General features: G+C 38.0%; 27 protein-coding genes. 23 read left to right on the top strand and 4 right to left on the bottom strand.

The features are described 5' to 3' along the window. Positions 1 to 62: 62 nt before the first annotated feature. The 8 genes from FCJ93_RS04790 (at position 63) to rlmD (ending at position 7362) form a co-directional block, all read left to right on the top strand. On the top strand, positions 63 to 2486 hold the full coding sequence (locus tag FCJ93_RS04790; protein WP_095309064.1) for a Na+/H+ antiporter subunit A: 2424 nt from the start codon (positions 63 to 65) through the stop codon (positions 2484 to 2486). Then, positions 2470 to 2895, top strand: coding sequence for a Na(+)/H(+) antiporter subunit B (locus FCJ93_RS04785; RefSeq protein WP_095309062.1), 426 nt, complete (start codon positions 2470 to 2472; stop codon positions 2893 to 2895). Before FCJ93_RS04790 ends, FCJ93_RS04785 begins: the two co-directional genes overlap by 17 nt. Then, positions 2895 to 3233 (top strand): Na(+)/H(+) antiporter subunit C, encoded by a 339-nt coding sequence (locus FCJ93_RS04780; RefSeq protein ID WP_095309060.1) that lies wholly within the window; start codon positions 2895 to 2897, stop codon positions 3231 to 3233. Before FCJ93_RS04785 ends, FCJ93_RS04780 begins: the two co-directional genes overlap by 1 nt. Continuing rightward, positions 3226 to 4716, top strand: a complete 1491-nt coding sequence (locus FCJ93_RS04775; protein ID WP_137743051.1) for a Na+/H+ antiporter subunit D — start codon at positions 3226 to 3228, stop codon at positions 4714 to 4716. Before FCJ93_RS04780 ends, FCJ93_RS04775 begins: the two co-directional genes overlap by 8 nt. A 33-nt stretch (positions 4717 to 4749) precedes the next feature. After that, positions 4750 to 5229 (top strand): Na+/H+ antiporter subunit E, encoded by a 480-nt coding sequence (locus FCJ93_RS04770; RefSeq protein WP_095309057.1) that lies wholly within the window; start codon positions 4750 to 4752, stop codon positions 5227 to 5229. Beyond that, entirely contained in the window at positions 5226 to 5510 is a 285-nt protein-coding gene (locus FCJ93_RS04765) for a Na(+)/H(+) antiporter subunit F1 (protein WP_095309055.1), read from the top strand. The genes FCJ93_RS04770 and FCJ93_RS04765 overlap by 4 nt, the downstream gene beginning before the upstream one ends. Next, positions 5488 to 5880 (top strand): monovalent cation/H(+) antiporter subunit G, encoded by a 393-nt coding sequence (gene mnhG, locus FCJ93_RS04760; RefSeq protein ID WP_095309054.1) that lies wholly within the window; start codon positions 5488 to 5490, stop codon positions 5878 to 5880. The genes FCJ93_RS04765 and mnhG overlap by 23 nt, the downstream gene beginning before the upstream one ends. 96 nt (positions 5881 to 5976) lie before the next feature. Next, entirely contained in the window at positions 5977 to 7362 is a 1386-nt protein-coding gene (gene rlmD / locus FCJ93_RS04755; RefSeq protein ID WP_137743050.1) for a 23S rRNA (uracil(1939)-C(5))-methyltransferase RlmD, read from the top strand. A gap of 1148 nt (positions 7363 to 8510) precedes the next feature. Here rlmD and FCJ93_RS04750 read toward each other — a convergent pair. Continuing rightward, a complete protein-coding gene (locus FCJ93_RS04750) occupies positions 8511 to 9098 on the bottom strand; it encodes a TetR/AcrR family transcriptional regulator (protein WP_018664382.1) in 588 nt (195 codons plus the stop codon). A gap of 176 nt (positions 9099 to 9274) precedes the next feature. Here FCJ93_RS04750 and FCJ93_RS04745 point away from each other — a divergent pair, with 176 nt between their 5' ends. The 3 genes from FCJ93_RS04745 (at position 9275) to FCJ93_RS04735 (ending at position 11693) form a co-directional block, all read left to right on the top strand. Then, positions 9275 to 10138 carry an alpha/beta fold hydrolase gene (locus FCJ93_RS04745; RefSeq protein WP_018664383.1) on the top strand — a complete coding sequence of 288 codons (864 nt, stop codon included), beginning with the start codon at positions 9275 to 9277 and terminating at the stop codon, positions 10136 to 10138. Positions 10139 to 10174: 36 nt separating this feature from the next. Beyond that, positions 10175 to 10711 carry a GNAT family N-acetyltransferase gene (locus FCJ93_RS04740; protein WP_137743049.1) on the top strand — a complete coding sequence of 179 codons (537 nt, stop codon included), beginning with the start codon at positions 10175 to 10177 and terminating at the stop codon, positions 10709 to 10711. A gap of 340 nt (positions 10712 to 11051) precedes the next feature. Further along, positions 11052 to 11693: a Vat family streptogramin A O-acetyltransferase gene (locus FCJ93_RS04735; protein WP_018664385.1), complete on the top strand. Its 642-nt coding sequence runs from the start codon at positions 11052 to 11054 to the stop codon at positions 11691 to 11693. A gap of 877 nt (positions 11694 to 12570) precedes the next feature. Here the strand turns inward: FCJ93_RS04735 and FCJ93_RS04730 are convergent. Beyond that, positions 12571 to 12774 carry a hypothetical protein gene (locus FCJ93_RS04730; protein WP_211344083.1) on the bottom strand — a complete coding sequence of 68 codons (204 nt, stop codon included), beginning with the start codon at positions 12772 to 12774 and terminating at the stop codon, positions 12571 to 12573. 24 nt (positions 12775 to 12798) lie between these two features. On the opposite strand from FCJ93_RS04730, the gene FCJ93_RS04725 reads away from it, so the two are divergent. The 3 genes from FCJ93_RS04725 to FCJ93_RS04715 all read left to right on the top strand — a co-directional run bounded on the left by FCJ93_RS04725 (position 12799) and on the right by FCJ93_RS04715 (position 15769). Further along, positions 12799 to 13221, top strand: a complete 423-nt coding sequence (locus FCJ93_RS04725; RefSeq protein ID WP_235879415.1) for a DUF2800 domain-containing protein — start codon at positions 12799 to 12801, stop codon at positions 13219 to 13221. After that, positions 13214 to 13762: a DUF2815 family protein gene (locus FCJ93_RS04720; protein WP_063442184.1), complete on the top strand. Its 549-nt coding sequence runs from the start codon at positions 13214 to 13216 to the stop codon at positions 13760 to 13762. Before FCJ93_RS04725 ends, FCJ93_RS04720 begins: the two co-directional genes overlap by 8 nt. 72 nt (positions 13763 to 13834) lie before the next feature. Then, on the top strand, positions 13835 to 15769 hold the full coding sequence (locus tag FCJ93_RS04715; protein ID WP_137743048.1) for a DNA polymerase: 1935 nt from the start codon (positions 13835 to 13837) through the stop codon (positions 15767 to 15769). 284 nt (positions 15770 to 16053) lie between these two features. Here FCJ93_RS04715 and FCJ93_RS04710 read toward each other — a convergent pair whose 3' ends face one another. After that, entirely contained in the window at positions 16054 to 16653 is a 600-nt protein-coding gene (locus tag FCJ93_RS04710; protein ID WP_137743047.1) for a TetR/AcrR family transcriptional regulator, read from the bottom strand. Positions 16654 to 16756: 103 nt separating this feature from the next. Here FCJ93_RS04710 and FCJ93_RS04705 point away from each other — a divergent pair, with 103 nt between their 5' ends. The 9 genes from FCJ93_RS04705 to FCJ93_RS04665 all read left to right on the top strand — a co-directional run bounded on the left by FCJ93_RS04705 (position 16757) and on the right by FCJ93_RS04665 (position 24117). Then, on the top strand, positions 16757 to 17470 hold the full coding sequence (locus FCJ93_RS04705) for a GAP family protein (protein ID WP_137743046.1): 714 nt from the start codon (positions 16757 to 16759) through the stop codon (positions 17468 to 17470). Between the two features lie 25 nt (positions 17471 to 17495). After that, on the top strand, positions 17496 to 17714 hold the full coding sequence (locus tag FCJ93_RS04700; RefSeq protein WP_039236448.1) for a hypothetical protein: 219 nt from the start codon (positions 17496 to 17498) through the stop codon (positions 17712 to 17714). Between the two features lie 383 nt (positions 17715 to 18097). After that, on the top strand, positions 18098 to 18850 hold the full coding sequence (locus FCJ93_RS04695) for a phage antirepressor KilAC domain-containing protein (RefSeq protein ID WP_137743045.1): 753 nt from the start codon (positions 18098 to 18100) through the stop codon (positions 18848 to 18850). Further along, complete coding sequence (locus FCJ93_RS04690) at positions 18850 to 19284, top strand: DUF7768 domain-containing protein (RefSeq protein ID WP_137743044.1); 435 nt, start codon at positions 18850 to 18852, stop codon at positions 19282 to 19284. Before FCJ93_RS04695 ends, FCJ93_RS04690 begins: the two co-directional genes overlap by 1 nt. After that, positions 19281 to 21647 carry a virulence-associated E family protein gene (locus FCJ93_RS04685; protein ID WP_137743043.1) on the top strand — a complete coding sequence of 789 codons (2367 nt, stop codon included), beginning with the start codon at positions 19281 to 19283 and terminating at the stop codon, positions 21645 to 21647. Before FCJ93_RS04690 ends, FCJ93_RS04685 begins: the two co-directional genes overlap by 4 nt. Before the next feature lie 218 nt (positions 21648 to 21865). After that, positions 21866 to 22147 carry a VRR-NUC domain-containing protein gene (locus tag FCJ93_RS04680; RefSeq protein WP_137743042.1) on the top strand — a complete coding sequence of 94 codons (282 nt, stop codon included), beginning with the start codon at positions 21866 to 21868 and terminating at the stop codon, positions 22145 to 22147. Then, positions 22128 to 23489, top strand: coding sequence for a DEAD/DEAH box helicase (locus FCJ93_RS04675; protein ID WP_235879418.1), 1362 nt, complete (start codon positions 22128 to 22130; stop codon positions 23487 to 23489). Before FCJ93_RS04680 ends, FCJ93_RS04675 begins: the two co-directional genes overlap by 20 nt. Beyond that, positions 23489 to 23707, top strand: coding sequence for a hypothetical protein (locus tag FCJ93_RS24775; protein WP_019155136.1), 219 nt, complete (start codon positions 23489 to 23491; stop codon positions 23705 to 23707). Before FCJ93_RS04675 ends, FCJ93_RS24775 begins: the two co-directional genes overlap by 1 nt. Next, the gene (locus tag FCJ93_RS04665) at positions 23704 to 24117 is read left to right on the top strand and encodes a DUF1492 domain-containing protein (protein WP_042357512.1); all 414 of its coding nucleotides are present in this window, start codon (positions 23704 to 23706) and stop codon (positions 24115 to 24117) included. The genes FCJ93_RS24775 and FCJ93_RS04665 overlap by 4 nt, the downstream gene beginning before the upstream one ends. Positions 24118 to 24225: 108 nt before the next feature. Here FCJ93_RS04665 and FCJ93_RS04660 read toward each other — a convergent pair whose 3' ends face one another. After that, complete coding sequence (locus tag FCJ93_RS04660) at positions 24226 to 24855, bottom strand: hypothetical protein (protein WP_137743041.1); 630 nt, start codon at positions 24853 to 24855, stop codon at positions 24226 to 24228. Positions 24856 to 24874: the final 19 nt, after the last annotated feature.

Raw genomic sequence — 24874 nt, 5'->3', positions numbered from 1 at the left:
CAAAGTTGGAGAATGTTTGGAAATTGACAGCTTTTTGTCTAAATGTAGAGGAGGGACACCTATTGTCTTGGATACACGTAATGGTGCTGACACCATTTATTTTTGCAACGATTGTGCCATATTTATATAAAAAATTCAATCAGAAAATTCATACTGGTTGGTTTGTGTTCTTTATCCCAGTATTCATATTTGCTTATCTCATTACATTTATCCCCGAAATCTCTGGCGGTAATACCTTTATGAAAATATTACCGTGGCTCCCATCCTATAATATTGATTTTGCAATCTATATGGATGGATTAAGCCTCATCTTTGCCCTACTTATTGCAGGAATTGGTGCACTAGTTGTGCTTTACTCCATTTATTATATGTCTAAAGACCGTGAAGCATTGCATAACTTCTATGTGTATTTATTGATGTTCATGGGAGCGATGCTCGGGCTTGTTTTCTCAGATAATATTTTTGTTTTATATGTATTTTGGGAAATGACAAGCGTGTCTTCTTTTTTATTAATTGCTTATTGGTATGAACGTGAAAAATCAAAATATGGTGCCCAAAAATCAATGCTTATTACGGTTTTTGGCGGACTTGCGATGCTGGCTGGTCTGATTATGTTGGCGATGATGTCAGATACATATAGTATTCGGGAAATGTTAACCAGTCACAATTTGGAAGCAATCACTTCTAACACATTGTTTTTACCGGCAATGATTTTGATCTTATTAGGCGCCTTTACGAAGTCTGCCCAATTTCCATTCAGCATTTGGCTTCCCGACGCTATGGAAGCACCTACCCCGATTAGTGCGTACCTACATTCAGCAACGATGGTCAAAGCGGGGATTTATTTAGTTGCAAGGCTGACTCCTATTTTTGGAGGGACTGGTGAATGGTTCTGGATTGTCACGGGAGTGGGTTTGGTGACCCTCCTATACGGTTCGGTCAATGCTGTTCGTCAAACGGACCTGAAAGCTCTCTTAGCCTACTCAACCATCAGTCAATTGGGCTTAATTATGAGTCTTCTCGGGATGGGATCTGGCGCTTTATACTTCGGTTACGGCGATGAATCTTTCATTTATGCCACCGCTATATTTGCAGCCATTTTTCATCTTGTTAACCATTCCACTTTTAAAGGATGCCTATTTATGGTGGTAGGAATTATTGACCATGAGACAGGGACGCGTGATTTGCGAAAGTTGGGCGGTCTCATGCATCTAATGCCAATTTCTTTTACATTAATGATTATTGGTGGCTTTTCAATGGCAGGACTACCGCCATTCAATGGATTTCTTAGTAAAGAACTGTTCTTTACTGCAACTCTTCAGGCAGCGAATATGTCTATTTTCAATTTGGCTAACCTTGGATTTGTCATCCCGGTTATTGCTTGGGTAGCGAGTATTTTTACATTTATTTATAGTATGATTCTTGTGTTTAAAACATTTAGAGGAAAGCATAGATTTGTAAGAGTGGATAAACCAGTACATGAGGCACCTTTTGGGATGTTAATCTCACCACTAATTTTAGCAATATTAGTAGTGGCAATTTTCTTTTTCCCAAATCTATTTTCTAAGTACTTTTTGTTGCCTGCGTGGGAAGGGGTATTGCCGAGTCTTGCTCAAGCAGGAGAATTAAGTATCAAACTTAGCCCATGGCACGGATGGACTCCAGAACTAATAATGACTCTGGGGGTTGTGGGATTAGGGATATTGATGTATCTCTATATAAGAAAGTGGTATCGGATTTATAATTACTATCCTCAAGCTTTAACGCTGAATACTATTTATAATTTCAGTCTAGAGAATATGGAAGTTCTATCAAAGAAGGCAACCAACAAATATATGACTGGCTTTATCAGAGATTACCTCGTGTATATATTTGCGTTCATCGTCGTGATTGTTGGTGGGGTATTTTGGACGTTTGGCGGCTTTACTTTTGATGTATCACAGGATGCTGATATCAATATATATGAGGCGGGATTAGTAATCGCCATGATTATTTCAGCAGTGACCGTCCTTTTTTCAAAATCCAGACTTACGTCGATCCTCGCAATCGGAGCATTAGGGTTTCTTGTTTCGTTTTTCTTTGTTCTTTTTCGAGCTCCCGATCTGGCTCTCACCCAATTAGTGGTAGAAACTGTGACGACTGTGCTGTTTTTATTATGCTTCTATCATCTTCCAGAATTACGTAAAGAGATTGGGAAGATTCCGTTTAAAATGACAAATGCGATCATTTCTATTGGAGTGGGAGTGATCATTACAGTTGTTGCACTATCTGCCAAAGGGACACGGTTGTTCGATTCAATATCAAGCTACTATGAAAATTCATACGAACTTGCTGGTGCAAAGAATATTGTTAATGCGATTCTTGTTGATTTCCGTGGAATCGATACGATGTTAGAAATTTTGGTTTTAACGATGGCGGGATTAGGTGTATACACGCTGATTAAATTAAGAATGGCAAGGAGGGATAAGAATGAAGGAGCCGAATGATGTCTTGATTCGCAGTGTCTCAAAAGTTGCGGTTGTGATTATTTTTACATTTGCGATCAACTTATTTATTTCAGGACACCATTATCCTGGTGGTGGCTTTATTGGTGGATTAGCGTTTTCTTCCGCCGTAGTTCTTCTTTTCTTAACCTTTAATATTGAAACGGTTCGTAAAAACTTTCCCGTTGATTTTAAAGTGATAGCGGCTTTAGGGGTATTAATTGCAGTCCTAACAGGAGTTGGAGCTATGTTATTGGGTGTTCCTTTTCTGACCCAAGCCTTTGATTACTTTAATCTCCCTATTTTTGGAAAAACCGAATTAGCAACAGCTGTTCTTTTTGATATAGGGGTTGCACTTGCTGTAATTGGAACGTCTCTAACGATTATTATGAGTATAGGGGATGATCGATAATGGAGACATTAATGTGCATAGTTGTTGGTTTGTTGTTCATGATCGGGACGTACTTGATCTTAACGAAAACACTGTTAAGGATTATCCTTGGAACATCTATTATTGGACATGGGGTAAATCTTCTCATTATTACAATGGGCGGGTTAAAAAAAGGGGGACCACCACTTTTGGGGATTGAAAATGTGACTTATGCTGATTCCTTGCCCCAGGCTCTCTTATTAACAGCAATCGTAATTAATTTTGCTACTACAGCCTTATTTTTAGTATTAAGCTATCGTGCCTATACGGTTTTAGGTACGGATGATACGGAGCAACTGAGAGGTAAAGAAGATGAATAATTTAGTGATATTACCCATCATTATTCCAGTTGTTATAGGGATGATAATGGTGATTATGAGAAAACAGATAAAGATTCAACGGTTTTTAAGCCTCTTTTCTATGCTTGCTGTAGGCTCTGTAACTCTTTATTTAATATTTCAAATTAAGAGTGAGGGAATCCAAACGCTTCAATTAGGTGGTTGGGAAGCACCTTATGGAGTGAGTATGGTGATTGATTTGTTTGCAGCCCTGCTGATTATGGTAACGAGCATAGTAGCCTTTTGCTGCTTACTCTATGCTTTTCATACCATAGGAGAGGAAAGAGAAAAGTTTTACTTTTATCCTCTATTTCTATTTTTAATTGCCGGAGTAAATGGCTCATTTATAACAGGTGATATCTTTAATTTATTTGTCTGCTTTGAAGTTATGCTAGTAGCTTCTTACGTCCTCATTTCTTTAGGTGGAACCAAAATCCAACTGAGGGAGTCAATAAAGTATATTTTAATTAATATATTGTCATCCTTCCTTTTCTTAGTGGCAATTGCCTTTCTTTATGCAATGACTGGGACGTTAAACTTTGCTCATCTTTCCCTTCGTGTGGCGGAGGTTGGCCAAGGAGGACTGATGACGACTGTTGCGATATTGTTCTTAATTGTTTTCAGCTTAAAAGCTGGACTGTTTCTCTTCTTTTGGTTACCGGGAGCTTATAGTGCCCCACCAACAGCCATTTCAGCTATTTTTGCTGCACTTCTTACGAAGGTAGGAATTTATGCAATTATTCGAGTATTTACTTTGGTGTTCTATCATGAGCCAGAGGTGACTCACTGGTTTATTGGGCTGTTAGCTGCCATCACAATGGGATTAGGGGCAATTGGTGCGGTTGCCTATTGGGATATCAAAAGAATTCTCACCTACAATGTGATCGTTGGGGTTGGTTTTATTTTAGCTGGGGTTGCCTCTTTTACTACAGTTGGGATGACGGGTGCGCTATACTACTTAATTCACGATATGATTGTTAAAGCACTTATTTTCCTTTTAGGAGGAACGATTATCTATCTAACGGGTACGAGCAATCTGAAAGACTTAAGTGGTCTTATTCGCTTGCATCCTCAATTAGGCTGGATGTTTTTCGTTGCTGCCTTATCCTTATCAGGGATACCACCATTAAGTGGATTTCTCGGAAAAATCTTCATTACGGAGGGAACATTTGAATCGGGTTATTTTTGGCTAGGTGCGATTGGTCTAATTACCAGCCTCTTAGTTCTTTACTCCATTATGAAGGTCTTTATGAATGCTTTTTGGGGATATACGGTTATTCGAGAAGAGGATGAGTACGGCACAACGAAAGGTCTATTACTGCCGATTGGCCTGCTAACTACCCTTACCATTGCTCTTGGACTAGGGGCAGAAGCGATTCATGATTATGTGGACTTAGCAGTAGAGGTATTAATGAATCCGAATTTATATATTGAAGCAGTATTAGGCGTTAATCCAAAACCATAATCCTAGATGGAAAAATGAAAAGGGGTGGTTAAAATGCCCGTGCAAATCTTAATTAATTTATTTATCGGTGTACTTTGGATGTTTTTTCAAGATAATTGGAGTGTCCTGACGTTCTTTAGTGGTTTTTTATTTGGACTGCTAGTGTTATATATTTTACGCAGATTTCTTCCTGCTAAATTTTACCCTGTAACATTATTAGCCATTTTAAAACTAGTTCTCGTTTTTATTTATGAACTATTTTCCTCAAGTATTCTGGTGATTCGGCAGGTCACAAAGCCGAAGATTGACATTTCACCTGGGATCTTTACTTTGGAAACTGATTTGGAAGGTGATTTGGAGGTTACTTTATTAGCATTATTATTGACGCTAACTCCTGGCTCTGTCGTAGTTGAAATTTCACCTGATAACAAACGTTTTTTTATTCATGCCATGGATATTCCAGACTCAAGTAATGCTGTTATTAAATCAAAAGAGAAATTTGAAACGGCTATAAAGAGGGTGACGAGATTATGATAGAGATTATGTTAATTTGCTCGTTAATTTTTCTCACTTTATCGATTATTGCTATTATGTATCGGTTAGTGAAGGGACCATCAGCGTCTGATCGCGTTCAAGCACTTGATACATTAGGAATTAATATTATTTCCGGGGTTGCTGTTTTCTCTGTATTAATGAGGAGTACGGGTTTTTTTGAGGTCATCCTTCTGATCGGCATTCTCTCTTTTATTGGCACCATTGCATTTGCAAGATATCTGGAAAGAGGTGTAGTCATTGAACGCAAACATCCCAAGTGAAGTTCTGCCCATTTTGTTGATTTTAATTGGTACCATTTTTAGTTTGTTAAGTGCAATTGGGTTAGTGCGTTTACCTGATGTATATACTCGTTCGCATGCTGCTTCCAAAAGCACGACTCTTGGAGTTCTCTTTATCTTAGTAGGAACATTTCTCTTTTTTCTATTAGAGGAACATTACTTTAGTATTCGATTATTTTTAGGCATATTTTTTGTGTTCTTAACTGCTCCGGTTGCAGCGCACGTGTTAGTTCGGTCCGCTTATCGCTCAAATGTAGCACTCGCTGAAGAATCTGTACAAGACGATTTAAAAGACTTTATACACACAGATTCAAAGAAAACAAAGGACGCCGAAGTGAACGACACTGATTGAATGAAGAGCTAGCATTATGTTAGCTTTTTTTATTTTCCTATAAAGGTATGATACAATCTCACATGTATGAAGGACGAATGAAAGAGGAATTTATCGATGAAACGTACATTACCGGTTGAAAAGAATACATACATAGATGTGATATTTGAAGATCTAACTCATGAAGGAGCAGGAGTAGCAAAAATTGAGGGCTATCCGATTTTTGTCCCTAATGGTCTGCCGGGAGAAAAAGCATTAATCAAGGTTATTAAAGTCAATAAAGGATATGGCTTTGGCAGACTAATAGAACTGTATGAAAAAAGTCCATATCGGGTCGAAATCAGCAAAGAAGAACTCCATAAATATGGTGGCTGCCAGCTTGAACATATTCGTTATGATGGACAATTGAAGTATAAGGAAAATCAGGTCCGCCAAGTTCTGGCACGCATTGGGAAACTTGAAGATGTTGTAATTCACCCGATTCTAGGAATGGACAATCCGTGGCATTATCGCAATAAAGCGCAGGTTCCGGTCGGCGAAAAAGATGGCCAACTGATTGCGGGCTTTTTCAAACCGAGAAGCCATGAAATTGTCGATACGGATGAAAGTTTGATTCAAATTCCAGAAATTAATGAAGCAGTTCAGATAGTGAAAGAAATTTGCGCCAAGCTCGGCATTCGCCCATATGATGAGGGTGCCCATAAAGGGGTTCTGCGTCATATTATGGCCCGTTATGGTCAACAAACTGGGGAATTGATGGTTGTGCTTGTAACTCGGACTCCAGATATTCCTCATCAAGAGCAGCTTATGGAGGAGATCATTACTCGTTTGCCCAAGGTCAAATCCATTATTCATAACATTAATTCAAAAAGAACAAATGTTATCCTTGGCGAGCATACAAAGGTGCTTTGGGGCAATGAAGTGATTTATGATTATATTGGCGATGTGCGCTTTGCCATTTCTGCTTTATCATTTTATCAGGTGAATCCCATTCAGACAAAGGTGCTCTATGATAAGGCCCTTGAATATGCCGCACTAACAGGAACAGAGTCAGTTATTGATGCTTATTGTGGAATTGGCACGATTTCATTGTTTCTAGCCCAGAAGGCAAGGAAAGTATTCGGGGTCGAGCTTGTTCCTGAAGCGATTGAGGATGCCAAGAAGAATGCTAAATTGAATGGGATTACTAATGCAGTATTTGAATCAGGAGCAGCCGAAATCGTGATTCCGAAATGGTATGAGGCAGGCAATAAGGCTGATGTGCTGGTTGTTGATCCTCCACGCAAGGGCTGTGACGAGGCATTGCTCCAGACCATAATCAAGATGAAGCCGAAAAAGGTTGTTTACGTATCTTGTAATCCTGCTACCCTGGCGCGAGATTTACGAATCCTGGAGGACGGGGGCTATCGGACCGTTGAAGTTCAGCCAGTGGATATGTTTCCGCATACGGGGCATGTGGAGTGTGTGGCGTGGATGTCTAGGGTGGTTGTAGACAAGCAATAAACTCCTGTACTTTATAATAAAGTCGCAATATCCATATTCAACCGTTTAAAATAAAGTCCTGTACCCAAAATGCCCGAAACCCTTGTAACTACTATCTTTTCTTGATTTGAATCTTACAGAACTTTATTTTAAATCGAGAAAAACGTGAACAAAAAGTGTGAAAAAAGGGCGGAAAAACGTGCAAAACGTGATTAAAAATGTGTGAAAATGAGGGAAAGATAGCGTGACTTTATTTTAAACGGCAACGGTGGAATGCGGGTTGGCGTGGGGTGAAGATGGGGTGAGATTTTTTTAAAAGAACAGTGGTGTAGATAAATATTAATCTCTTGGCAACCAAAATAAACTCTTGCTAACTTCACCACCAATACTGTCAAAATAAACATTTGCTTTTTCAATATAAAACTCATTAAAAACTCGGTTTTTCCACATCAGGATCCCGAGTTTTTTATGTCTTTTTCAATATCATTTCAATACATATATGTACCTAAACCGATTGATAATAGTGGGTTTATCCAATATACTAATCAATATAATCTCAATAATTTTTCCACTATTTTTATCTTTTTTCTTTACCTCTTATCTCAACCATTTTCTTCCCTCTATTATGGCAAAACTTTATTCCAACTCCGAAAAAACCGTGAAAAAACAGCCGAAAAATGCCCGAAAAACGACCGATATTAATCCAAAATTGGATAAAAATGAGGGGTCTGTAGCAAAACATTATTATGAGTGAAACGGTGGAATGCGGGTTGGAGGGGTGGGGTTTTAGCAAATGATTATTCTTATGGTGGAAAATTGTCTGTTTAAAAAGTAAATCTCTCAATTAAAATAAACATTACCGACTCTGATCCGAATATCGTTAAAATGAACATTTGGAAGTTCTTAAAAGAAAAAAGAGAGAAAATATAGATAAAAAATGAAGGGTTGAATCTAAAACAAGATTCAACTCCTTATTTTGATAAAATATTTCTTTAAGAACATTTACTTGAATTATAGTTTGAAAATTCCCTCAGTAAAGTTTTTTCTCAAATGCTTTTGTTTGGTTTAATCGAGGATAAGCCCAAGGAGTAATTCCGAAAATAAGTCTTCATTTTTATTAAATACTTAATTTAAGAATTCCTACCCAACTTTACTTGGTAAACAAGGTCTTAATCTTCTTTCTTACCTGCTATGCCGTAAAAGAATAACTTGGTAAGATCCTCAGCAATTGGAAGTGTCATTGTGGCAACATCTTCACGCTGCAAATATTCTTGAAACATCTTTAAATAGAATAAAATAGCTTCATCTGATATCTCAGAGTCAATATATCCTTGTTCTCTACCTTCATTAAAAAGTTTAATGAAGAGTGGAAGGGCTTCCTTTTGATATACTTCTTCAACATAACTCTGCCCACTTGCATAATCTTTCATAAAGTCTTGAAAAAATCGTTCGCTTATTTGATTAGCGGCAATACCTTTTTCAAATATAATCTTTTTAATCTTCTCATTAAATGGAAGGTCATTAACTAATAGATGTTTTTGTTCATCCCATATCTGATCAACATAAAACTTAAAAACTAAACGAACTAGATTTTCTTTACTTTCAAAGTAATTATATATGGTGACTTGCGATACATTGGCCTTTTTAGCTATTTCTGTAATAGATACCTTTTGTAATCCATACTCCATGAATAGGGCTAATGCGGCATTTAAAATGTCTCTTTTCTTTTGTTCCCTACGTTTTTCAAACCCATCCATTTTCTTCACCTCATTGTTAGTTTAATAAAAATTATGTAATAAAACAATAAAAATAGTTCATAAGTTGTTGCAGAAAAAATAGTTTTTGTATATTATGAAATAAACGAGTTAAAATAGTTCATAATTTAAAGGCGATGAAACATGAATCTATTAAAATGCTGTGGAGGATTAATATTATGATAGGAAACTTTCCAGAAATTAAAACGATAAAACTAAAATTAAATGATATAAATGTCAATTGCTATACAGCTGGAGAATCTGGTTCTCCTGTGATACTTTTGCATGGTGCAGGAGTTGATTCAGCAAATATATCTTGGAGTGAGGTATTAGGTCCTTTATCAAAAAATCACCGTGTATTTGCTCCTGACCTTCCTGGGTATGGAGAAAGTGATAAACCTAATGTGGAATATTCACTTTCCTTTTACATTGATATATTGAATCAAATAATAGATCGTCTTCACCTTGAGAAGGCTAACTTGGTTGGACTATCTTTAGGTGGAGGAATCTCTCTTGGGTATACGCTCGAATATCCAGCTCGAGTAGAAAAGCTAGTATTAGTAGGTGCGTGGGGGCTATTTAGTAAACTTCCTTATCATCTTCTCACTTATTGGTATACACAATCATTCCTCAATGAACTTTCGTATAAATGGTCAAGTAAAAGCAGAAGATTTGTGAAGTGGACGCTGCTAAATAGTTTATTTGGAAATCCTAATAATGTATCAGAAGAACTTGTAGATGAAATTTATGGATTTTTACAAGCACCACATGCTGGTAAAGCATTTATGTCATTCCAGAGAAGTGAGATTACACGCACAGGACTTAGAACTAAGTTGGCAGAAAATCTATCTGAAATTAAAAAACGGACATTAATCGTTCATGGGTCAAAAGATACCTCAGTTCCTATTAAACATGCGTTTGAAGCACATGAGGCTATGAAGGCTTCCGAGCTGTATGTAATGGAAGGGTGTAAACATTGGCCACAGAAAGAGAGACCGGAAGAGTTTACCCGAGTTATTACAACATTTCTAGGGAAAGAGTAAAGTAAAAATATGTACTTGAACAGGAGCTATAAAGAAATGAACATAGTAATTAAACAAGAACAGGTGAAAGACTATAAAATAACTGAAGAAGTGGTAAAGAATGCATTCGCTAATGCGGAGCACAGTGATAAAAATGAACATCATTTGGTGTCTCGTATTAGAAATTCAAACGTATTTATACCAGAATTATCTTTAGTGGCGATGGATAATGATGATAACAAACAAGTGGGACATATTCTATTATCCAAGATAAAAATTAAAAATGAAGATCAAGTTGTAGAGTCACTCGCTCTTGCACCTGTATCTGTCCTACCAGAATATCAAAATCAAGGCGTAGGTAAATTATTGATTAGTAAAGCATTGCAAAAGGCAAAAGAGCTTAGATTTAATTCGGTTGTTGTTTTAGGGCATCCTGAATATTATCCGAAGTTCGGGTTCAAAAAAGCATCCACTTGGGGAATAAAAGCACCTTTTGAAGTGCCAGACGAGTCGTTTATGGCAGTGGAGTTAGGCGGAAATACCCTTGATAAAGTTTCAGGAGTTGTTGAATATCCTCGTGTGTTTTTTGAATAAAATGTAAATTAAAATTAAGAATATGACCATTAATTATATCTTTTTTATTGGTGTTCAATATGGTTTTTTCTGAAGAAGTTCTAGAATTGGAGATGATACAGCTGTTCCGTTTTTAGAGCCCCTCTATTAAAAGTATATCTTTCATGGTAGTTTAATCCATTTCTTAATTGATTCATACTTCGAGTAACATTATTAAGCATTTTTTGACTATAAAAAAATAGACTTTAACCAGTTAGTAGGGGAAATGGAAAAAACGACCGCTGCCTCGGCCTGTGTGAAATAATTCGTTGTGATTAAATTAGCAAGTCATCTTTAAACAATGATATAAAGGAGTGAGTTTATGTCTGCTAATAATTTTCCTGGACCAAATCCACAAACTCCATTTCCATTAGAAGGAAATAAAAATGTTCAATTTATTAAGCCAACTATAACAAGAAAAAATGTTTCTGTTGGGGATTATTCGTACTATGATAGTAAACATGGAGAGTCATTTGAAGAACAAGTTCTATATCACTATGAAGTAATAGGTGATGAACTGATTATAGGAAAGTTTTGTTCGATAGGTCCAGGAACAACCTTTATTATGAATGGAGCGAACCATCAAATGGATGGCTCTACTTATCCATTCCATTTGTTTGGCAGTGGGTGGGATATGTATGTACCTACCTTAGACGACCTGCCGATTAAAGGAGATACTGAAGTCGGAAATGATGTATGGATAGGAAGAGATGTAACAATTATGCCTGGAGTCAAAATTGGAGATGGAGCAATAATTGCTGCACAATCAGTTGTTACAAAAAATGTAGCCCCCTATACAGTTGTTGGAGGAAATCCTGCGATAGTTATAAAAAAACGTTATTCAGATAAAGTAATAGAGGATTGGCTAACAATAAAGTGGTGGGATTGGGATTCTAAGAAAATTAGTGATAATCTCGAGTTCATAATAGGTGGACATATAGATAAATTGAAAAAGAACAATTAAATTAAGATCGGACTGGATGCTTAATAGGTTCTTCTGATCTTTGTTCTAAAATACTTCACTCTCGAAAAGTAGTGTGGATGATGACTTACTTGGTGGGTTTTGTACCAAAAGGTTAAGAAAGTAATTTAAGTAGAAAATCTATTTTCTTATATCTGAAACTCTTTTTCTACTATGTAGATCAATAATAAACTCTTGACAGTCATAATAAACTTTTGCTAACTTTACCACCAATTCTGTAAGAATAAACCTTTGCTTTTTCAATATAAAACTCATTAAAAATTCGGGTTTTCCTCATCAGGAACCCGGGTTTTTTCATGTCTTTTTCAATATCTTTTCAATACAGTAATGTTCCCAAACTATTGATGTTACTGGCTTTTTCCAATATTCGATTCAATACTATTTCAATAACAAATCAATACTTATCCAATATTTTTATCTTTCCTCTTGATCTCTTATCTCCATTATTTTCTTCCCTCTATTATGTCAAAACTTTATTCTAACTCCGAAAAAACCATGAAAAAACAGCTAAAAAAGGCTCGTAAAACGATCGATTTTAATCCAAAATTGGATAAAAATGAGGGGTCTGTAGCAAAACTTTATTATGACTCGAACGGTGGAATGCGGGTTGGAGAGGTGGGATTTAGCAGATGATTATTCTTATGGTACAGGTGGAGAAATAAGGCTATTCAAAGCACTGATAAATAAAGGGTTTCCTGACATTGAACTTTGCTCACGGCTACTTTGCCGAGGATGTTAAAGTCGGGAAACCCTCATTTTTATTCTTTGAGGAAACATATCAACTACCCTGAAAACGATAGGGTCGAGTTGACAGATTAGATTTTTTATTGAGGTTGAGGAGACAGGATAGATGTATTATTTAATCTTCTCGTACAGCATCTGTATCGAAAATTCTATCCAGTTCCTCATTTGATGTTATGCCACGAACTTTATTCCTAATCGTTGTTTTTCCCATATCTAGTCGATAGAAATGTTCACGACCATCTACACCTTTTTTAAGTCGAATGAGCTGAATCCTGCCAAATATATCCCAATGCTTCTCTGCGATTTTTGCTAAACCCACTGCCTTAGGATAATTGTCTTTAAATTGCCACCCCTACTTCCGGACTCCGAAATTGAAGAAGTTCTTTCTAAACTGTCTGACCTTACAAAGTGGGCAAATGAAATCATTGCTTATGCCACGGATACTGCCGTTAATCACGGGAAAGAGTGGCACGGTTTTAAGGTAGTCGAGGGCAGATCAATCCGTAAATATAAGGACGAAGAAGCTGTGGCTGAAGCAGCCAAGGCAAACGGCTATAAGGATATCTATCGTCAGAGTCTCATTAACCTTACGGAAATGCAGAAGCTGATGGGCAAAAAGAAATTTGAGCAAATTCTCGGTGGTCTCATACATAAACCACCGGGCAAGCCAACGCTGGTTCCAAATTCGGATAAGCGGCAGGCTATGAATATATCAAACGTAAAAAACGAATTTAACGAAATAACGGAGGAATTGGAATATGAATAATCAAAACAGAACTAAGGTTGTTACAAGCGTCAACACACGTCTTAGCTACTTTCACGGCTGGGAGCCCGTATCCATCAATGGCGGAGCGGAAAAGTACAGCGTATCTGTATTGATTCCCAAAACAGATAAGGAAACCATCAATGCTATCAATGCAGCAGTAGATGCAGCCATTGAAGAGGGCATTGCAAAGTTTGGTGGTAAAAAGCCAAATAAGGCTGCTATCAAGCTACCACTTCGAGATGGTGATGTAGAACGAGATGATGAGGCTTATAAAGGACATTATTTCGTAAATGCCAACAGCAAGACGCCACCCCAAATAGTAGATAAAGCGGTTAGACCTATCTTGGATCGCAACGAGGTTTACAGCGGTTGTTATGCAAGAGTATCCCTAAATTTCTATGCTTTTAACTCTAATGGCAATAAGGGTGTAGCATGTGGTCTTGGCAACATCCAGAAGATAAGAGATGGAGAGCCTTTAGGTGGAAGGACCAATGCAGCTGATGACTTCACAACTATTGATGATGATGATTTTCTAGCATAAGGAATAAATACAGACGAGGTGGTGGAGGTTGTTCTTCTGCCACCTCGTTTGCATTGGAAAGGGCGGTAATATATGAATTCTATTTCTATTGATATTGAAACATTTAGTAGTGCCAACCTTCAAAAGTCTGGAGTTTACCGTTATGCAGAGAGTGATGATTTTGAAATTCTACTATTTGGTTATTCGGTGGATGGCGGTGAAGTACAGGTGGTTGACCTTGCCAGTGGGGAGGAAATCCCCGATGAAATTATAAACGCACTTATGGATGATTCCGTTACCAAGTGGGCTTTCAATGCAATGTTTGAGCGTGTGTGTCTATCAAAATGGCTTAACCTTACTGAATATCTTAACCCCGCATCCTGGAAATGTTCCATGATATGGTCGGCATATATGGGATTACCTCTTTCTTTGGAGGGAGTCGGTGCAGTTCTAGGTTTGGAGAAACAAAAGCTAACAGAGGGTAAAGACCTCATCAAATATTTCTGTACACCTTGCTCCCCTACAAAATCTAATGGTGATCGAGTTCGTAATTTACCAGAACACGACATGGATAAATGGGAGCGGTTTAAAGTATATAACATTCGCGATGTGGAATCCGAGATGTCAATACAACAGAAATTATCCAAGTTTCAAGTACCAGAGAACATCTGGGAGGAATATCATCTCGACCAGGTAATCAATGATCGTGGCATTGCCATTGACATGACTTTCGTAAAACAGGCTGTAGAGATGGATGAAAATTCTCGTGAAAAGCTAATGGCTACGATGCAAGATATAACTAATTTGGAGAATCCAAACTCTGTACAACAAATGAAAGACTGGCTTGCCGACAATGGGCTAGAAACAGATACCCTTGGTAAAAAAGCGGTTGCTGAGATGTTAAAGACGGCTCCTGAACCACTAGGCACTGTTTTGGAACTTCGCCAGCAGCTTGCAAAATCATCGGTGAAAAAATACACGGCAATGGAAAATGCGGTATGTAGTGACGGTCGTGCAAGAGGAATGTTTCAGTTTTACGGAGCCAACAGAACCGGCAGATTCTCTGGCAGGCTGATTCAGTTGCAAAATCTCCCCCAAAACCATATGCCCGATTTGGAACAGGCTCGTGCTTTAGTTCGAAGCGGAAACTTTGATGCTCTTACTTTACTCTATGATTCAATCCCAGAGGTACTGTCGGAACTTATCCGTACTGCTTTTATACCGCGAGAAGGTATGAAGTTCATTGTGGCAGATTTTTCAGCGATTGAGGCTCGCGTCATTGCTTGGCTTGCAAGTGAAAAATGGAGAATAGATGTATTCCAAAACGGCGGTGACATCTACTGTGCCAGTGCCTCTCAGATGTTTAATGTACCTGTTGAAAAGCATGGTGTGAACGGTCACCTTCGTCAGAAAGGGAAAATAGCCGAACTTGCCCTCGGTTATGGTGGATCTGTTGGAGCATTAAAATCAATGGGTGCTTTGGAGATGGGAATTGAAGAAGAGGAACTTCAGCCCCTTGTAACGGCTTGGAGACAATCCAATCCCAATATCACAAAACTTTGGTGGGATGTTGACCGTGCAGTAAAAACTTGTGTTAAGCAAAAAACTCCTACAGAGACACACGGCATTAAATTTATCTATCAAAGTGGAATGCTCTTTATTGTCCTCCCCTCTGGTAGACGGCTTGCCTATGTGAAACCTCGTATGGGAGAGAATATGTTTGGCGGTGAGTCGGTTACTTACGAAGGGGTCGGTGGGACGAAGAAATGGGAAAGAATCGATAGCTATGGACCCAAATTTGTAGAGAATATTGTTCAGGCAATCAGTCGTGACATTTTGTGTCATGCCATGCAGACATTAAAGAATTGTTCTATTGTGGCTCATGTACACGATGAAATTATCATCGAGGCAGATATGGGAATGTCACTTTCCGCTATCTGTGAACAGATGGCTAGGACACCAACATGGGCAAATGGTCTGTTACTTAGTGCTGATGGCTATGAGTGTCTGTTTTATCAAAAAGATTAAATTAATTGGTAATCGGATAATCGTGTGGGAGGAGGTTAAAAGACCTTCAATTTTTAAATAATGAAAACAGGATAGCACTTATTTTATGACCGGCACGTGCTATCTTGTTTGTTTAATAAACGCTCCATTTTTGTGGAATAAAGGGTTAAAATTCGAATCTTGAAGAAATATAGTGAAAGAACCGATTTTGACTCCTCTCTCTATAAAGTTAATAATAAATCAAGGGGTAAGACTAAATCTATTAAAAACACATGGGACAATAATTGATACATCGACCGATTAGCTTAATTGATTTTATTGCAGAGTGTCTCTAAATGATAACGAATAACTTCCTTCACCTTTTCTGGAGAGTATACATCAGGTCTTAATAAAGCATGAATCGACAATCCCTCTATTAATGCCGTTAACCTACTCTTTTCTAATTCTGCATTCATTGAATCTGATAATACGCCTTTTAGAGCTAAGATTTCAATCATTGAATTTGCTAATTCATATGTACCGTCCGTCATTTCATCTTTTTTGTCCTTTATTGTATCACTTGTAAGTGAACGTAATGCAAGAATCCACCAAACACTCGTTTCAATTTTCTTTTCTTCATCTATTGGTACTAGCTCTAATAAAACTTCTTCTACTGCCTGCACTGGGTTTTCTGACCATTCTATATTTTGAGAACGTTTTTTCCCTTCTTCTAAGTAGTAATTCATAATAAATAATAACATTTCATCTTGAGTTGAAAAATAATGTCTTAACGCACCAGAAGACATCCCTGCCTCAGCTGCAACTCTTCGTATAGACGCTTTCTCAACCCCTTCTTTCCCAATAATATTCCATGCAGCCTCAGCAATTTGTTTGCGCTTTTCATCATGATCAACAATTTTTGGCATTATAAAAATCACTTCCTTTATTTAGCACAGTGTGTTATTATCTTTTTATAGCACGATGTGTTAAATAGATAATACCACAACATTTAAAGGAGGACTAGTTTGTTTGATCGAAACTATTGAAGCATTGATGCCTTCTTCATCATTAGACATTTCTTCAGCATTAATGATTATTTTTTTGTGTGCTTTAATTGATATTTTAAGTCCCGGTGTACTGACTGTAACAGCCTATTTATTACTGACACAACCGAATCAGTTATCTTCTCGTTTATTTGTGTTTTTATTCATCACGCAGTTAGGCTATTTCATCACGGGTTTATTACTCTACTTTGGTGGAAATTCATTATTGAAGAGAATAGAACAATTGTCTCAGTTTGACTTTATCAATTGGTTTTATATCCTACTTGGAGCAGTTCTTGTTCTTATAAGCTTCAGTAAACCAAAAGAGACTACAAAAAAACGTTTAATTTCATTTATCCCCAATAATACAACTATTAAAGGGATGATTATATTAGGGATCATTGTTTTCCTAATTGAATTTGTAACGGCACTGCCTTACTTCTATTCAATCTTTTTAATGTATCATCAAACAATTGAGACTACACCTGCTATCTTAATAATTATTGGATACAATCTAGTAATGGTGCTTCCTTCTCTATTACTATTAGGGGTTAATATTATATTTAAAGAAAGGTTGCAACAAATTCTTGTTAAAATGAGGTCAAAATTAAATGAAGCTCCAATCTCTTCACTCTTGGTAGCGATAGGAGTCATAGGTGCAGTTTTTTTTAATATCGGTCTTAGAGGCATATTAAATTAGAAAAAATATTAAAGAGGTGTTCATCATGAAAGAAATTATCAGTGGACTCAGCCTACTTTTTATTATTCAGGGAGTAGGAGGATTAATCAATCATTTGACTAATGGAGGAAAAAGTTGGTTTTTAGTAAATTATATTGATGCGTTTCAAGGGTTGGAAATCGTTTTGGACATTGTATTTATTGCAGTTGGTGGGATCATAGCTTTAGCCACTCGTAAAATAACATCAAGTAAAAGCGATAAGTGAACGATGCAAAAATAAAAAATACAGAGTGAGAATTTCTCGCTCTGTATTTTTTATTTTAATTGATTCTCCTCAGACTCTACCAACCTTACTCATCCAGGTCATAGATAAAATATGATACCAAAATGACTGTTTTTCTCTTTTCCTATTAGCCCCAAATCACTATAGGCCTATTACTGTTTACGTTACCATTTCTTGTTTATCAATCTAGTCCGTTTGTTAAAGTAGAAAATTACTGAATCAACTGTTAAATCTATTTTACATACTCAAATTCCGAAAAACAATCGGATGTATAATTTATTTTTTTAAATCCTCAACAATCATTACCTCCTGTGGCTATTAGGTAGAGGAACTTTCCTCTGACTATATTGCAGGAGGTAATTCGTATGGACGAATTAGTAAAAATCAATTATGAAAATCAACGACCAACCGTACTCGGTCGTGATTTACATGAAGCCTTGGATGTAAAGACCGCTTATAAAGATTGGTTTCCAAGAATGTGTGAGTACGGATTTGAGGAAGGATCAGACTTTAGCTCATTTTTGAGCGAAAGTACTGGAGGCAGACCAAGCATAGACCATCAGTTAACAATTGACATGGCAAAAGAGCTATGCATGATACAGCGTACTCCAAAAGGGAAAGAGTGCCGTCAATACTTTCTTGAAATAGAAAGAAGATGGAATTCCCCAGAAGCGATCATGGCAAGGGCACTTCAGATTGCCAATCAACAGCTAACTCAAGTAAGGAAACAAAATAAAATGCTTGAAGGTACGATTGCTGTTCAGAATCAGCAAATTGCAGAAATGAAACCGAAAGTGTCTTATTACGATGTGGTTTTAAATTGCAAAGACCTCATTTCCACATCAGCAATCGCCAAAGATTACGGTAAGTCAGCTATTTGGATGAACCGCTATCTTAATAAAAAGGGCATCCAATTTAAACAAGGCGGCATTTGGCTTTTATATCAGAAGTATGCGGAAAAAGGTTACACCAGCACTAAGACTCATAGCTACCTTGGCAGTAATGGGCAACAGCATACAAAGGTCCATACATATTGGACACAAAAAGGCAGACTCTTCATTTACGAACTGATGAAGGCAGACGGTATTTTGCCACAGATAGAAATGGAGGGTGTGTAATGGAAATCAACAAATTTAACCATGAAGGATACCATGGCCCAACTCCCCATGAAGCACTGACCAACATAATGAGAAAGGAAAAGGCAGAGAAAAAATCTGCCTTTAAGCCGCTTGTATATATCTGTTCTCCCTATTCCGGTGATGTAGAAGGAAATGTTAAAAAGGCTCGTAGCTTTTGTAGATTTGCCTTGGAGAGTAATTGTATCCCAATTGCTCCCCACCTTATGTTTCCGCAGTTTATGGATGATGAAAACCCAGAGGAACGAGAGCTTGCCATATTTATGGACATCGTGCTTATGGGTAAATGCTCCGAGGTGTGGGTGCTGGGCAATACCATCTCAAGCGGTATGGCAAGGGAGATTGAAGTAGCCAAGAAACGCAGGCAAACGGTCAGGTATTTTAGTCCGGTGCATGAGGAGGTTGAAAGCTTATGAAAATTGCAGTGGGCAATAGCCGGATGGATAGAAAATGGAAAAACAAAGATATCTCCTGGGAGGATTTTTGCTCCCGTGTAAAGACAACCCAACGTACTACAGAAACGGTAGAAGAATATCGGAAACTTAAAAAAGGCCAGCAAGATGATATCAAAGACGTGGGTGGCTTTGTCGGAGGGCATTTAAAAGAAGGAAGGCGAAAGAAGGGCAATGTTTTATGCCGTTCTTTGCTTACCCTTGATATGGATTACGGTAGACCAGATATTTGGGAGCAAATCAGTCTGCTTTTCGATTTCAAATGTTGCGTTTACTCCACTCATAAGCACACACCAGAAAATCCAAGACTCAGACTTATCGTTCCCCTTGCTCGTGAGATCAGCGAAGAAGAATATGCAGCTGTTGGACGTATGGTGGCAAAAGAAATTGGTATTGATCTTTTCGATGATACGACATATGAACCCCATCGCCTTATGTATTGGCCATCCACTTCCTCTAATGGTCAATTTGTCTACGAAGAGCAGGATGGAGAATTACTTGACCCCGATGTTTATCTATTAAAATATGAAAATTGGCGGGATACATCAACTTGGCCTGTATCAAGCAGGCAGTCTGAAGTTATTAATCGCAGTCTGAAAGAACAAGCAGATCCTCTTTTAAAGGAAGGTGTGGTAGGAACTTTCTGTCGCGCCTATTCCGTTCGTGAAGCAATTGATAAATTTTTAGGTGCAGTTTATGAACCATCTGCTATGGAAGGGCGATATGACTATATTCCAGCTGACAGTAGTGCGGGTGTGATTATCTATGATGATAAATTTGCATACAGCCACCATGCTACTGATCCAGCAAGCGGCCTGCTCCTTAATGCTTTTGATCTCGTTCGTATTCATAAATTCGGCTCTTTAGATGATAGAGCTTCCACTACTACGGCTCCTGGCAGGATGCCGTCTTTTGTGGCAATGTGCGAGTTTGCTATAAAAGATGAAGTGGTAAAAGCTGAGTTCGCAAAGGAGAGACAGGCTCAGGCTGAAGAGGAGTTTAGTGATGAGGATTGGCAGACAGGTTTGGAATTGGATAAGCAAGGTCGGATAAAAGACACGCTGGACAATATCGTTCAGATTATTCGGCATGATGAAGATTTACAGTATATAGCTTTCAACTGCCACCGTGATGGGATCGATGCCAAGGGTGGCCTGCCTTGGGAACAAATCAAAGCGGGTTGGAATGATTCAGATAATGCACTTCTTAAAGTTTACTTAAGTAGCAAATACGGAGTCTATTCTCCTACCAAGACCAAGGATGCTGTGTTAGCGGTAGCGTCAGAACGAGCCTACCATCCTGTTAAGGAGTATCTAGACTCACTACCAAAATGGGATGGTATTAGTCGAGTAGAAAATATGCTAATTGATTATTTCGGTGCAACAAATAATTCCTATACAAAAGCAGTTATTCGCAAAACGATGGTTGCAGCGGTAGCCCGCATTTATAGACCAGGTACAAAGTTTGATAGTGTACTAATATTAAACGGTCCTCAAGGCATCGGTAAGTCAACCTTCTTTGCCAAACTTGCTGGAGACTGGTTTTCAGATAGTTTGACTATTACAGATATGAAGGATAAATCCGGGGCTGAGAAACTTCAGGGATATTGGTTACTGGAACTGGGGGAACTTGCTGGAATGCGTAAGACGGATGTGGAGGTTGTGAAGTCCTTTATTTCAAGGGCGGATGATAAGTATCGTGCCAGTTATGGAGTCAACGTCGAAAGTCATCCCCGTCAGTGTGTAATTGTAGGTTCAACGAATGCAGAAAGCGGATTTCTTCGGGATATTACGGGCAACCGCAGATTTTGGCCAGTCCGCATTAACGGCAACGGTAAAAAGAAAGCTTGGCAGATGACCAAAGAGGAAGTACAGCAGATTTGGGCAGAGGCACTAGTGCTTTATGAGAATGGAGAAAAACTCTATCTTGAAGGTGATGATGTATCCATGGCAACTAGTGAACAGGCAGATGCTATGGAAACAGATGAACGAGAAGGACTGGTTCGTACTTACTTGGATACGCTCTTGCCGGATGATTGGGACACGATGTCTTTGTACGAGCGTAGAAATTTCCTCGGCGGTAGCGAATTTGGCGGCGGCACCCGTGTTGGAACAGTAAAGAGAACCCTTGTTTGCAATATGGAAATTTGGTGCGAGTGTTTCGGTAAAGAGGCCTCAATGCTAAAGCCTTCAGATTCTTATGCCATCGGTGCCATTATGAGAAAGATCAGTGAGTGGAACAAGTACACCGGGAACAAGAATGGTGTTGTGACGTTTCCTGTCTACGGAAAGCAACGAGCTTATTCCCGAGTCGAGGAACAACGCTAAGTTGTACCTTACCTTGTTCCCATACTAGTTCCTTCCCTAAAGTTAGTAATAATAAGGAAAATCAACGGTTCGGAACAAGTGGAACAAGAAGTAACCTATTTATTTATAAATAGTCAAAAGAAGTAAGAGTAGCCTGTGCATACACGCATACACGCGCGTATAGGAAAATTGGTTCAAAGTTGTTTTCTTGTTCCGAGCTTTTTATATGGGAGGTATTTATGCTTGAAAAATATATCGAAAAGAAACTGGTGGCTGAGGTAAAAAAGATGGGAGGCATTGCTGCGAAGTTTGTTAGCCCAGGTTTAGATGGGATGCCAGACCGCATAGTGCTTTTACCATATGGGAAGATGGCTTTTGTGGAATTAAAGGCTCCGGGAAAGAAACCTCGCCTGTTACAGATTAGAAGAATAAAGCAATTACAGAAGTTAGGCTTTGCCTGCTATGTCATTGATGATGTTAAGCAGATTGGAGGGATACTGGGTGAAATACAATCCTCATAAATATCAGACCTATGCAACGAACTTCATTCTAGAGCATCCCATTGCTGCGGTGTTTTTAGAAATGGGTCTTGGCAAAAGCGTCATTACTCTAACTGCTATATTTGACCTATGTCTTGATCGTTTTGAAGTTGGAAAGGTTCTGGTTATTGCTCCACTTCGAGTAGCTAGGGATACTTGGCCAGCTGAGATAAATAAGTGGGAGCATTTAAAAGGACTCAAGTTTTCGGTAGCAATCGGTACAGAGCAGGAGCGATTGGCGGCTCTAAGGAAGCCTGCAAGTGTCTATCTTATAAACAGAGAAAATGTTGACTGGTTGGTAAACAAAAGCGGTATTCCTTTTAATTTCGATATGGTGGTCATTGATGAACTATCATCTTTTAAGTCCTATGGCGCAAAAAGGTTTAAAAGTTTACTAAAAGTAAGACCGAGGGCAAAACGGATTGTGGGTCTTACGGGTACACCCTCCAGTAATGGGTTAATGGATTTGTGGGCAGAGTTTCGTATTCTCGACATGGGTAAAAGACTCGGCAGGTACATAACACACTACCGCAATTCCTACTTTACACCGGATAAACGAAATCAGCAGATTGTGTTTTCATATAAACCATTGCCAGGTGCTGAAGATGCCATATATCGGCTCATTTCAGATATTACCATTTCCATGAAGTCGGTAGATTTTCTCAAAATGCCAGAATGCGTGATCAATGAAGTACCTGTCTATCTAAATGAAAAAGAACAATCAGTATATGATCACTTTCGTGAAGAGATGGTCCTTGAATTTGGCGATGAAGAAATAGATGCCATGAATGCAGCTGTCCTTTCAGGCAAACTTCTGCAAATGGCAAACGGTGCTATCTATGATGATGATAAAAACCCCCATATTATCCACGACCGCAAGCTAGATGCTCTTGAGGATTTAATTGAAGGTGCTAACGGCAAACCTGTGCTTATTGTCTATTGGTATAATCACGATTTAGAGCGTATTAAGGCAAAATTCAATGTCAGAGAAATTAAAACTTCCAAGGATATTAAGGATTGGAACAACGGTGATATTTCTGTGGCAGTTATCCATCCTGCATCAGCGGGGCACGGTCTCAACTTACAAAGTGGAGGTTCAACGCTTATCTGGTTTGGACTTACTTGGAGTCTGGAACTCTATCAACAAACAAATGCGAGACTTTGGAGACAAGGACAAAAAGAGACAGTAGTAATCCATCACATCATTACTAAAGGCACAATCGATGAAGATGTGATGGGAGCCTTGAAACGAAAGGACAAGACACAATCCGATCTTATTAATGCGGTCAAAGCAAATCTTGGGAAAGCGAGGGATGCCGTATGATGGATGCATTTGAAAAACTGGCAAATGCCATTATTCTTCAGGCAGTCAAGGATTATCGTTTTGCACTGAAAAGATTAGCAAAACACCCTCGCAATGATTCTGCTTTATATACAAAACGTGAGGTTGAGTGCTTCTTTCATTCTGGATTGTTCAATGTCCTCACCTCCCTAAACCCTGACATGTTAATTCAACAGCTACAAGAGGAGGTGGTGCGATGATGACGGCTAAGGAATTCTTAAAACAGGCCTATCGTCTGAATGAATTGATTAATTCCGACCTTGAAGAGTTACAAAACTTAAGGGATTTATCAAGAAGTGTTTCATCCCCTGTGCTTGATGAGAAAGTCAGTCGAACCAAGAGTACTGACCCACCCTTTGAAAAATATGTGATTAGGATAATAGATTTGGAGCAACAGATACAACATGAGGTTGAACGATTAATAAAGCTGAAATCAGATATCCGTGAAGCGATTAACCAAATGGAAAACGTGGATGAGAAGCTACTCCTTCGCTACCGATATATTAACTTTCTTAACTGGGAAGAAATCTGTGTTAACCTTAATGTTTCTATGAGAACCGTGCATAGACTCCATTCATCCGCTTTGCAACATTTAAAGGTGCCGAAATAAAAAGGAAAACAGTGTGGATAGGTTGATACTCAAATTTAAAATAAAGGAAAAAGGCATTACATATTTATACTGCTAATATGCAATGCCTTTTTTGTTCAACTAATTGTCCTAAACAGACAAATCTCTGGTTTTTCCATTTGTTATAGCTCCCAATAATCCATCTAAAACTCCACCAGCAGTTCTATTCAAAAGATATTTATTATCAAATTGATTAATTAATTTATCTTCGAGATGATAAGTGTTAGATGTTAAATATACAAATATCCTTGTAGTATCTAAAGCCCTAAAGCTATTTATGGATAAAATTGAATTTTCTTTAGTGCCAAATATCATTCGATCAAAAAACATTTGCATACGCCAATGTTGTTGTATTCGTTTTTTGATATCACGGCTTGTACCAATATAAGCTTGAGCATATTCGTCTAACACCATAATGTAATATCCAGATTTACCATCTACAGAAGTTAGGTCTGTAATTTCCTTAAAGTTCATATTTTCACGGATGAAATTTTCTAACTCTTCATTAAAATCTTCATGAGATAATGAATGAAAATAGTTCATATTCTTATCGTAATTATATAAACAAGCTTCTGTGTGGCTATTTATAATTGAATCAGTATAGAGTTTCTTTAAATGTGAATCTTTAAAAGTTACTTTCTCTATATAATTTTCTCTTGTTAATTTTAATCCACTAGGTTTTTCAACTACATTTACCCCAAAATGTTTAACGAATGGCATATCTTCCCCCCTCATATAC

The organism is Robertmurraya siralis (assembly GCF_005502275.1).
GTDB lineage: Bacteria > Bacillota > Bacilli > Bacillales > Cytobacillaceae > Robertmurraya > Robertmurraya siralis.
The sequence above is the reverse complement of the archived record's forward strand: the minus strand, read 5'-3'. Positions and strand labels throughout refer to the sequence as shown.